Source organism: Salinisphaera orenii subsp. orenii MK-B5, assembly GCF_003788635.1.
Lineage (GTDB): Bacteria > Pseudomonadota > Gammaproteobacteria > Nevskiales > Salinisphaeraceae > Salinisphaera > Salinisphaera orenii.
Genome location: NZ_AYKH01000006.1, coordinates 99181 through 110651 on the forward strand (window position 1 = coordinate 99181; position 11471 = coordinate 110651).

The 11471-nt window shown below is 70.8% G+C and carries 8 protein-coding genes; 6 read left to right on the top strand and 2 right to left on the bottom strand.

Translation table 11 applies throughout. The features are described 5' to 3' along the window. Positions 1–7 precede the first annotated feature (7 nt). The 6 genes from SAOR_RS04750 to SAOR_RS04775 all read left to right on the top strand — a co-directional run bounded on the left by SAOR_RS04750 (position 8) and on the right by SAOR_RS04775 (position 8989). Positions 8–2950, top strand: a complete 2943-nt coding sequence (locus tag SAOR_RS04750) for a valine--tRNA ligase (protein ID WP_185015553.1) — start codon at positions 8–10, stop codon at positions 2948–2950. A gap of 28 nt (positions 2951–2978) precedes the next feature. Continuing rightward, complete coding sequence (locus SAOR_RS04755) at positions 2979–3488, top strand: FxsA family protein (RefSeq protein ID WP_123589641.1); 510 nt, start codon at positions 2979–2981, stop codon at positions 3486–3488. 1031 nt (positions 3489–4519) lie between these two features. Next, a complete protein-coding gene (locus tag SAOR_RS04760; RefSeq protein WP_123630431.1) occupies positions 4520–5473 on the top strand; it encodes an AAA family ATPase in 954 nt (317 codons plus the stop codon). After that, complete coding sequence (locus SAOR_RS04765; RefSeq protein ID WP_185015550.1) at positions 5470–6432, top strand: DUF58 domain-containing protein; 963 nt, start codon at positions 5470–5472, stop codon at positions 6430–6432. Before SAOR_RS04760 ends, SAOR_RS04765 begins: the two co-directional genes overlap by 4 nt. Beyond that, positions 6429–8432 carry a transglutaminase TgpA family protein gene (locus SAOR_RS04770; protein ID WP_123630433.1) on the top strand — a complete coding sequence of 668 codons (2004 nt, stop codon included), beginning with the start codon at positions 6429–6431 and terminating at the stop codon, positions 8430–8432. Before SAOR_RS04765 ends, SAOR_RS04770 begins: the two co-directional genes overlap by 4 nt. Positions 8433–8434: 2 nt before the next feature. Next, positions 8435–8989: an NUDIX domain-containing protein gene (locus tag SAOR_RS04775; RefSeq protein WP_185015551.1), complete on the top strand. Its 555-nt coding sequence runs from the start codon at positions 8435–8437 to the stop codon at positions 8987–8989. A 120-nt stretch (positions 8990–9109) separates the two neighbouring features. Here the strand turns inward: SAOR_RS04775 and SAOR_RS04780 are convergent, their stop codons facing one another. Further along, complete coding sequence (locus tag SAOR_RS04780) at positions 9110–9799, bottom strand: ferritin-like domain-containing protein (RefSeq protein ID WP_123630434.1); 690 nt, start codon at positions 9797–9799, stop codon at positions 9110–9112. Positions 9800–9995: 196 nt separating this feature from the next. After that, positions 9996–11414: an efflux transporter outer membrane subunit gene (locus SAOR_RS04785; RefSeq protein WP_123630435.1), complete on the bottom strand. Its 1419-nt coding sequence runs from the start codon at positions 11412–11414 to the stop codon at positions 9996–9998. Positions 11415–11471: the final 57 nt, after the last annotated feature.

Sequence of the window (11471 nt, forward strand, 5' to 3'; positions counted from 1 at the left end):
GGCGGAAATGGACAAGACCTTCGACCCCCATACCATCGAGGCGCGCTGGTATCCCGTCTGGGAGGAGCGCGGCTGCTTCAAACCCGATTTCGATGCCCCGGGCGAGCCCTACTGCATCATGCTGCCGCCGCCCAACGTCACCGGCAGCCTGCATATGGGCCACGCGTTCCAGCACACACTCATGGATGCGCTGACCCGCTATCACCGCATGCGCGGCGACCCGACGCTCTGGCAGCCGGGCACCGACCACGCCGGCATCGCCACCCAGATGCTGGTCGAACGCAAGATCGAAGCCGAAGGCGAGTCCCGCGCCGCACTCGGCCGCGAGACCTTCGTGGATCGCGTCTGGGACTGGAAGGCCGAATCCGGCGGCCACATCACCCGCCAGATGCGCCGGCTCGGCACCTCCGTGGACTGGTCGCGCGAACGCTTCACCATGGACGACGGCCTGTCCGAGGCCGTGCGCGACACCTTCATCGCGCTCTACGACAAGGGCCTGATCTACCGCGGCCAGCGGCTGGTCAACTGGGACCCGGTGCTCGACACCGCGATCTCCGATCTCGAGGTCGAGAATCTCGAGGTCGCCGGCCACATGTGGCACTTCAAGTACCCGCTGGAAAACGGCGCGACCTACGAGTACATCGAGACCGACGACGACGGCAACGAAACCTTCCGCGAAACCCGCGACTACATCTCGATCGCCACCACGCGGCCCGAAACCATGCTCGGCGACGGCGCCATCGCCGTGCACCCGGACGACGCCCGCTACGCCCCGATCGTCGGCCTGAAATGCGAGATCCCGGTCGGGCCGAAGGCCCAGCGGCGGCTGATCCCGATCATCACCGACGACTACCCGGACCCGGATTTCGGCTCCGGCGCGGTCAAGATCACCGGCGCGCACGACTTCAACGACTACGCGGTCGCCGAGCGCAACGACATCCCCATGTACCGGCTGATGGATTCGCGCGCGAATCTGCGCGACGACGGCGCCCCCTACGCGGAGGCCGCCGCCGAGGCGGCGCGGATTGTGGCCGCCGGCGAGACGCCGGCGGCGATGACGGTCGACGCCATCAACCTGGTGCCCGACGCCTACCGCGGCCTGGACCGCTTCGAGGCGCGCCGGCGCATCGTGGAGGCCATCGACGCCGAAGGGCTGATGATCACGGTCGAGGACAAGACCCTCATGCAGCCCTACGGCGATCGCTCCGGCGACGTCATCGAACCGATGCTGACCAACCAGTGGTTCGTCGACGCCAGGACGCTCGCCCGGCCCGCCATCGAGGCGGTCGAATCCGGCCGCATCCGCTTCGTGCCCGGCAACTGGGACAAGACCTACTACGAATGGATGCGCAACATCCAGGACTGGTGCATCTCGCGCCAGCTCTGGTGGGGCCATCGCATCCCCGCCTGGTACGACGAGGCCGGCCGCATCTATGTGGGCAAGAACGAGGCCGACGCGCGCGCGCGCAACGGCCTGGCCGACGATGTGCCGCTGACCCAGGACGCCGACGTGCTCGACACCTGGTACTCCTCCGGGCTGTGGCCGTTCTCCACCCTCGGCTGGCCGGAGAAGACCCGGGCGCTGGAGACCTTCTACCCCACGTCCGTGCTGGTCACCGGCTTCGACATCATCTTCTTCTGGGTCGCCCGGATGATCATGATGGGCCTGGAGTTCATGGACGACGTGCCGTTTCGCGAGGTCTACGTGCACGGGCTCGTGCGCGACTCCGACGGCGCCAAGATGTCCAAGTCCAAGGGCAACGTGCTCGACCCGATCGACCTGATCGACGGCATCGACCTGGAATCGCTGGTCGCCAAGCGCACCGCGAACATGATGCAGCCCCAGAAGGCCAAGGCGATCGAGAAGGTCACGCGCGCGGCCTTCCCCGAGGGCATCGCCGCTTACGGCGCCGACGCCCTGCGCTTCACCTTCGCCGCCCTAGCCTCGCCGGGGCGCGACATCCGCTTCGACCTCGGCCGTGTCGAGGGCTATCGCAACTTCTGCAACAAGCTGTGGAACGCGGCGCGCTTCGCGCTCATGCAGGTCGACGACGACTTCGTGCCGGCCGCAGACGATGCCGTGGAGCTGTCCATGGCCGACCGCTGGATCGTCTCGCGGCTGCAGGCCACCGAGGCGGAGGTCACGGCCCAGTTCGACCAGTACCGCTTCGATCTGGCCAGCAAGGCGATACACGACTTCGTCTGGCACGGCTTCTGCGACTGGTATCTCGAACTGGTCAAGCCGGTGCTCGCCGGCGACGCCAGCGCCGCGGCCAAGGCCGGCACCCGGCGCACGCTGGTGCGCGTGCTGGAGGCCACGCTGCGGCTGCTCCACCCGCTGATGCCCTTCATCACCGAAGAGATCTGGCAGCGGGTCGCCCCGCTGGCCCGCGGCGCCGCGCTGGACCCCGCCGGCGAGAGCATCTCGACGCAACCCTTCCCGCAGGCCGACCCGAACCGCATGGACGCCGATGCCGAAGCCGAGATCCAGTGGCTGCAGAGCGCCATCAGCGGTCTGCGCCAGATTCGCGGCGAAATGGACATCGCGCCCAAGCAGACCATCCCGGTCATGGCCGTGGGCGCCTCGGAGACCGACCGGGCGCGCCTCGCCCGCCATCGCGCGGCGATCGACTTTCTCGCCGGGGTGGCCTCGATCGAGGAGATCGCGGCCGCGGACACGCCGGAGTCGGCGACCGCGCTGGTCGGCGACATGCAGCTGCGGGTGCCGCTGGCCGGCCTGATCGACCAGGCCGCGGAGCTGGCACGGCTGGACAAGCGCATCGCCAAGCTGGAGAAGGACCTGGCCGGCATCCGCGGCCGGCTGGCCAGCGAGTCGTTCGTGGCCAAGGCGCCGGCCGATGTCGTCGCCAAGGCGCGGGATCAGCAGGCCACCGCCGAGCGCGAGGCCGCCGAACTGGCGGAACAACGCCGGCGCATCGCGGCCCTATAGACAGACACCGACACCACGAGGCCCCGCCATGGCGGTCAAACTACTCATTCTGTTCATCGCCCTGCCGATTCTGGAGCTGTGGCTGCTCATCAAGATCGGCGGCGCGATCGGCGTGCTGCCCACGATCGCGCTGGTCGTGCTGACCGCGCTCGTCGGCAGCCAGCTCGTACGCCGTCAGGGCCTGGCCGCGCTCGAACGCGTCCGTGCGAGCCAGGCGCGCGGCGAAGCCCCGGCCCTGCCGCTGCTTGAGGGCGCGGCTCTGCTGCTCGCGGGCTTCATGCTGCTCACGCCGGGGTTCGTGTCCGACATCTTCGGTTTTCTGCTGCTCGTGCCGGGCCTGCGCGAGCGCATCGCACGGCGGCTGCTGGCGCGGGTCGTGATCGTCCAGCCCGGCGCCGGCACCGCAACCAACGAACGCTACGCCGGCCACGGCGAGGCCCGGCGCGATCGACCGTCGGTGCTCGAGGGCGATTACCGGCGCGGCGGCGACGACACCGCATCCGGCGACGGATCCGGCCCGCGCGACCGCGACGACTGAGCCGCTCGCGCCCTGCACGGCGACCGGAGACGCCATATGCCGTGCTTCCCGTGAGCGCGTACGACGCCACGCGCTGCGCGACCGGCACGCCGGCCGGCAATACCCATCGCAGCGGACAGGCGCGGCCCGGCCGCCACCGCGGGCGACCGCCCACCGCGCTAGCGTGGCGACGCCCGGATTCGTCCACGAGGCGATCTTCGCTGCGGCCGCTGCCGCCGAACCGTGCCCTGCGCCCGATATCGCAGCTGCGGGCTCGCCGGCAGCTATTCGCGCCCGGCGTCGCGAGGCCTGTCCGAGCCCGATGCCGGAACGCTCACACCGGCGGCCTCAAGCCGGACGGCCCCGGCCCGCTCCCGAAGCTGGCATAACGATGAACGAGGCCGCCTCCCGAGACACCCCAAGCCTTTCGCTCGAGCGCACCCGCGCACCGTCCTGAGCGCGCGCCGGGCGTCCGGACCGCGTTTACCGGACGGTACGCCAATAATCGACAACGGCCCAGCCGCCGGGTAACGACGACCAGCGCCGATTGAAACGCCGCGCCGCTCGTGCAGAAAACCCCGAACACGCTCCAGCGCTCGCGAGCCCGTGTGTCGGAGTGCTCGCCACGACGCGGCACGTCATCGCCAACGCCAACGCCAACGCCGGAGTGGGCCGGGCCCACGACCTCGAGATCAGGATCGCCGGGTCACACGCCGCGGCCCGTCGATCGGTCTTGCACGGCATTCACATACCGGGCCGCCAGGTCAATCCCCGAGGCGCGTGCCGGCGGGTTCGTTGCAGCCGAGCGCGGGCGCCCGCCCCCGGACCGCGTCCTCGACCCGAGCCCGGTAAAAAAACACGCGCACAGGCATGGCGCGAAGGCCGCGACTCGCCGATAACCTGTGATGACATCCGCCGCCCGCACGCGATGACGTGCGCTTGCCCGCCATGCCAGCAATCATCTTCGGAACCGGCCTCGCCCACGAAAGCGCGCCCACTGCCCACGCACCCTGCGACACGTTCGGCCTCACCGGTCCGGCACGCACCGGCCGATGAGCGCAGGAGACACGGCCGCGCGTGCCGCCCAACGCGACGACGCCACCACCGACGGCCTCCAGCGCGTGCGCGAAGCGCTGGCGACACGGGTGCTGGGCAAGCCGCGCCAGATCGATCAGGCGCTGGCCTGCGTACTCGCCGAGGGCCATCTGCTCATCGAGGACGTCCCGGGCGTGGGCAAGACGACGCTGGCGCACGGCCTCGCTCAGGCGCTGGGCCTGTCGTTCTCGCGCGTGCAGTTCACCAGCGATCTGCTGCCCAGCGATATCCTCGGGGTCTCCGTGTTCGACCGCAACGCCGCGGATTTCCGCTTCACGCCGGGGCCGATCTTCGCCCAGATGGTCCTCGCCGACGAGATCAACCGCGCTAGTCCGCGCACCCAGAGCGCCCTGCTCGAGGCCATGGCCGAAGGCCAGGTCACGATCGAGGGCCGCACCCGCGACCTCGGCCGCCCCTTCACCGTGATCGCGACCCAGAATCCCGTCGACCAGAGCGGCACGTTCAACCTGCCGGATTCGCAGCTGGATCGTTTCCTCATGCGGATCACGCTCGGCTATCCGCCGCTGGGCGAGGAAAAGCGCCTGCTGGCCGGGCGAACCGAGCGAGCCGAACCGTTGGCGCCGGTCATCGATGCCGCCGTGCTGGCGCAGTGGCAGCGCGCGGTCGCCGCGGTCACCACGCGGGACGCGGTGCTCGATTACCTGCTGCGACTGCTGCGCTTCAGCCGCCGGGAGGGCGTGTTCGTCCAGGGTCTGTCGCCGCGCGCCGGGCTGGCGCTGCGGCGCGCCGCCCAGGCGTGGGCGCTGCTGTCGGCGCGCGACTTCGTGCTGCCCGAGGACGTGCAGGCGGTGCTGCCGGCGGTCGTCGATCACCGGCTCACCGCCACCGACGGCGGCGATCGCACGCCCTCGACGATCCTGCTGGAGCAGGTGGACGCGATCGCCGGATGACGGGCGTGTTCAGCCGCCGCATCGAGGCCATGATCGCCGGCTTCATCCGCCGCCGCACCCCGACCCGATCGACACCCATGACGATCGGCCGACGACGGCTCTACATCCTCCCGACCCGCAGCGGCGCGATATTCGCCGTCCTGCTGGTGGTGATGCTGCTGGGCGCCACCAACTACAGCAACAGTCTCGGCTTCGCGCTGACGTTCTGGCTGGCCGCGATCGCGCTCGTCTCCATGCATCACGCCCATCGCAATCTGCTCGGGCTGGTGCTGACGCGGGTCAGCGCCGCACCGGTCTTCGCCGGCGGTCACGCACGCTTCAAGATCACCCTGGACAACACGGCCCGGCGCGCGCGTCGCGGCGTCCGGATCAGCGCGCCCGGCATCGAGGGCGAGGATCTGGCCGCGGTGATCGCGCCGGGCGGCCGGGTCGATCTCCAGCTGAGCGTGCCGGCCGCCCGCCGCGGTCACCTGGCGTGTCCGCGGCTGCGGGTGGAGACGATCGTGCCGCTCGGACTGTTCCGGGCCTGGAGCTGGCTCGCGCCGAGCGCGCAGACCCTGGTCTATCCCCAGCCCGCGGGCCCTCGGCCCAGACCCGCACCGGCCGACGACGGTGACGCCGCCACGCCGGCCCCGGCCCGCGGCAACGACGAGTTTCTGGGTCATCGGCCGTATATCCGCGGCGATTCGCTCCGGGAGATCGACTGGAAGGCCAGCGCCCGCACCGACGGCTTGCTCGTCCACGAGCACACACGGCGCAGCGCTAACACCCTCTGGCTCGACTACGCGCACGCCGGCGCCCGCGACCCGGAGGCACGGCTGTCGCAGCTCGCGCGCTGGGTGCTCGACGCGGAGCGCGACGGCCTGACCTACGGCCTGCGTCTGCCCGGGACCGCGCTGGCGCCCGATGCCGGCCGCGGCCACCGCGAGGCCTGTCTGCGCGCGCTGGCCCTGCTGTGAGCCGGGCGGCGACGACCGCGAGCTGGCCACCAGCGCCCGCACGGGGCCAGCGTCTGCGGCTGACGGGCTGTCTGGCGCTGGTGGCGCTGCCGCATCTGTTTCACCTGCCGCCCTGGGTGAGCGCGATCGCGGCGACCCTGCTCGTCTGGCAGGCCCAGGCGGCCTGGCGGTCGCGGCCGCTGCCCGGCCGCCTGATCCGGTTCGCCCTGGCCGCGGCGGCGCTCGGCAGCGTGCTCGCCGGCTTCGGACGCATCAGCGGCCAGGAAGCCGGCGTCTCGCTGCTGGTGATGCTCCTCGCGCTCAAGCTCTGCGAGATACGGAGCCACCGGGATGCCATGGTGTTCCTGTCGCTGACCGCCTTTCTGCTGATCACGCAGTTCCTGTTCTCCCAGAGTCTGGCGATGGCGGTCTATCTGGTGATCGGCACGTGGCTGATCACCGCGGCGTTCATCGATGTCAGCAGCGAGATCGCGCCGACCGGCGCGTTCACCCATAGTGCACGGCTGCTGCTTCAGGCGCTGCCGGTGGCGGCATTGCTGTTCGTCCTCTTCCCGCGGGTGCCGGGCCCGCTCTGGGGGCTGCCGTCGGATGCCGGCGCCCGCGCGACGACCGGGCTGTCGGAGCGCATGTCACCCGGCAGCATCTCGTCGCTGGCGACCTCGGACGCCGTGGCCCTGCGCGTGCGCTTTCCCGCCGGCGACATGCCCCCGGCGCCGGCGCGCTACTGGCGCGGGCCGGTGTTCTGGGATTTCGACGACGGCACCTGGCGCGGCAGCCCCGCAGCCGATGCCCTGCCCGCCGCGGACATTCGGCCCGTGGCGGACGCGATCGTACGCGCCGACATCACGCTGGAGGCCACCCGCCACCCCTGGCTGATCGCGCTCGACGTGCCGCTGGGTACGGATCACCGCAGCCGCATGTCGCCCGGGGCGACGCTGTACGCCGAGGACGATATCGACGAGCGCATTCGGTATCACGCCCGCTCGGCGCTGGCCTACCGCCTCGATCCACGGCTGGGTGCGGCGGCACGCGAACGGGCCACACGGCTGCCCGCCGGCGGCAACCCCCGGGCCCGTGCCACCGCCCGACGCTGGCGCACGCAGGCCGACGCGCCGCAGGGGATCGTCGACCGCGCGCTGACGCATTTTCGCGAACACCCTTTCCATTACACCCTCAGCCCGGCGCGCACCGGCCGCGACAGCAGCATCGACGATTTTCTGTTCGAGACCCGCGAAGGGTTCTGCGAGCACTACGCCGGGGCGTTCACCTTCCTGATGCGCGCGGCCGGCGTGCCGGCGCGCGTGGTGACCGGCTATCAGGGCGGAGAGCGCGCACTGGTCGGCGACTACTGGGTGGTGCGCAACTCCGATGCCCACGCCTGGAGCGAGGTGTGGCTGGACGGCCGGGGCTGGGTGCGGGTGGATCCCACGGCCGCGGTCGCACCCGGCCGCATCGAGGCCGGCGTGGCGGGCTCGCTGTCCGACAGCCAGGCCCTGCCCTATATGGCGCGCGCCGACGAGGGCGCCTGGTACCGGATGCAGATGCTCTGGGACGGGGTCAACGCTGCCTGGAACCGCTGGTTCCTGGCCTACGGTCCGCAACAGCAGCAGCGACTGCTCGAGCGTATCGGTCTGGGCGGGCTGCGCGGCGCGCTCGTCGCGCTGACGTTCGGTGTCGCGGTGCTGCTCGGCCTGCTCGCGCTCTGGCTCGGCTGGCGGATGCGTCAACGGCGCGCCGCCGATCCGGTGACCCGGCAGTGGCAGCGCGTCTGCGATCGCCTGGCGGCCATAGGCTACCCGCGGGCGCGCCACGAGGGCCCGCAGGCCTACGGTGCGCGCGTGGCGCGTGCCCGCCCCGATCTCGCGGACGAACTGGGTGCGATCGTGGCAGGCTATATACGGCTGTGTTATGCAGCCAATCCCGGTTCGGCGGATACGCAGGCGTTCGTCGCCCGCGCGGCCGCCTTCGATCCGCGTCGCCCACGCAAGCCCCGAGACTGATCATGGACAATCGCCGCTACTGCCCCGTCTGCGCCCGCCCGCTCGAACGCCGCGTGCTGGCCGACCACGAGCGCGCGCTGTGCCCCGACCCGGACTGCGGCTATGTCTTCTGGGACAACCCCATTCCGGTGGTCGCCGGCATCGTCGAGCACGAGGGCGCCCTGGTGTTCGCCCGCAACGCACTCTGGCCGGCCGGCATGTACGGCCTGGTCACCGGTTTTCTCGAACCGCGCGAGGCGCCCGAGGACGCCGTGGTGCGTGAGGTCGCCGAGGAGCTGAGCCTGGACGCGCGCATCGAATCCTTCGTCGGCGCCTACGGTTTCGCGCGCAAGAATCAGCTGCTGCTGGCCTATCACCTCGTCGGCGAAGGCGAGATCCAGCTCAACGAGGAACTGGCCGAATACCACCACGTCGCCCGCTCGGAGGCCGAATACTGGCCGGGCGGCACCGGGCTCGCGGTGCGCGACTGGCTGCGCGGCCAGGGCTACGACCCGCAGCCGCGCGAACTGCCGGAGGCGGTGAAAGCGTGGATGAAGGCGCCGGTCGATATGGATTAGCGCCGCCACGGCGCCTCGGACACGACGCCACCCGATACGGCGTCGGCCGGGCGGGACAGCGCGACCGCCGCCCCGCCGCTCGAACGAGCGATCCATGCGGCCAGCCCGACCGCGCGACCGTCAGCGCTCGAGCACGTCGATCGCGGCGGCAGCCGGCAGCAGCGTTTCCAGCCGTTCGTGGTATTGCGTGAGCAGTACCGCCGTACGGCCGAGCACTTCGCCACTGGCCTCGTCGCCCAGTGCGGACAGTTCGCCGCAGTCTTCGCGCATGGCCCCGCTGACCAGGCCGAACGCCAGCACCAGCGCGTCGAAATGCCCATGCAGATCGTCGGCCCCGGCCGGGTATTCGTTCAGCCCGGAGCGAGCGGCGACCTGTCGGACGCTGCCCTCGACCGCGCCGCCGAGCTCGACGACACGCCGCCCCAGACGGTCCACCTGGCGCTCGATGAGCGCTATGGCCTTCGTGAGCAGCACACGCTCCGACGCGTACCCCGGGTCGGCGAGCATCCAACCGGCCTGCCGGCATTGGCTCTGCATATCCAGGCAATCCGCGATGCTCTGATTGAGTATGCGGCCGGCGCGGGCATTCAGCCTCGATCGCGCAGCGTGCGGTCCTTCCAGGGCGTACGAACCATCGGGTTCGTCAGCCCCGCGGCTGAGAATACGCAGCTCGCCGCGACCGAATAGGCGGTCCATGTCGCGTTTCAGGCGCTGGCCGATCGGCGATGCAGCCGATAGCGGATTGGTGTCGGCGCGAAACGCCTCGGCACCGGGGTGCGGTGCGGGCGTGTGGGCGGGTTGGTGCTTCATGGCGATCTCCGAGCGGTTGGGAAAAGACAGGGGTACGGATCAGGGCTTCGAATAACGGGTTTCGGGTGTCGGTCAGCGCGGGCGCCGCGCGCTTGCGGGCGCGCGAGCCACCGACCGGTTAGCGGCTCGTCCAGCGCCGCGTGGCCATACTCGAACAACGCCGTGGCCGCGCGTCTTAGGAACCGGCCCGACTTCATCACCGGCTCATGACGTAGGTGTTCTCCGGCTGGCCGACGCCGCCCAGCGCCTTGTAGATGCCGGCCACGCTGACGTTGACCGCGGTCTGCGCGGCAGCGACCGCGTCGTCGGCCGCCAGCCGCTCGCGTTGTGCATCGAGCAAGTCGAGGAAATCGAGGCTGCCGGTGCGGTATTGCACGGCGGCCAGGTCGGCGGCGTGGCCGGCCGCCTGCGCCTGTTCGACCAGGCTGTAGAGTCGGCTCTGCTGTTTGGCGTAAGCGGTCAGGCTGTTCTCGGTGTCTTCGAGGGCTATGAGCACGGCTTTCTGATAGTCCGCGAGCGCGCCCTCGGCCTGCGCCTCGCGGGCCTTGAGGCGCGCGCGCAGCGAACCGAAGTCGAAGGCGGCCCAGCTGACGGTGGGCGTGACCGACCAGGCACGCGCGCCGTCGGCGCTGAAGTTGAACAGGTCCGCGGAATCGCCCGATATGAAGCCCACGAACCCGGTCACGCTGACCCGGGGAAACAGATCGGCCGTGGCCACGCCCACCCGCGCGGTCGCTGCGGCCAGACGGCGTTCGGCGGCACGTACGTCGGGACGCCGACGCAGCAGATCGCTCGTATCGCCGATCGGCAGTGCTTTCGCATAGGTCGCGATACGCGCTGGACGGAGTTCATCGTCCAGCGCGCCGGGGCGCTGGCCCAGCAGGACGGCGAGACGAAATGCTGCCCGGCGCTCGCTGGCCTGCAACGGCGGGATCGCGGCCTCGATCGCCTTGAACTGGGCCCGGCTGCGGTAGACGTCGACCTGCGAAATCGTGCCGATCTCGTAGCGCACGCTTGTCTGATCCAGCGTTTGGCCGGCGTTTTCGAGGTTGGCCCGGGCCACGGCGATACGCCGCTGGGCGCCGCGCAGCTCGAAGTAGTTGCGCGCCACTTCGGCCGCGACCGTCACCTCGGCGGCGCGCAGCGCGGCTTGCTCGGCGCCCAGGTCCGCGCCGGCGGCTTCGACCGAGCGGCGCACATGGCCGAACAGATCGATCTCCCAGCTCGCATCGAAGCCGAGGCTGTACTGCTCGGTGTCGATCGGGCGGTCGCCCAAGCCGAGCTGTTGGCGGTCGCTACGCGTATAGCTCGCGCCGAGCGGCACGTGCGGCGCGTAGTCGTACTTCTCGCCGGTGAACACGGCACGGGCCGTGCGGACACGACTCAGCGCCACTTGCAGATCGAGGTTGGCGCCGAGCGCGCGCGTGACCAGCGAATCGAGCTCGGCGTCGTCGAACTGGCTCCACCAGGCCGCTTCGGGACTGGTGGCCACGAATTCGCCCTGCTCGACCGCCTGCAACTCGGCCGGCGGCGTGGCGGGCGGCGCATAGTCGGGGCCGACCGCACAGGCGGCCAGCAACAGCGACATCACGATCGTCAGAACGTAATGCTTCATGGGTTATCCCCGGCGGGCGGCGCCAGCCGATCGGCGGGGGGGGGGGGGGGCCCGGCC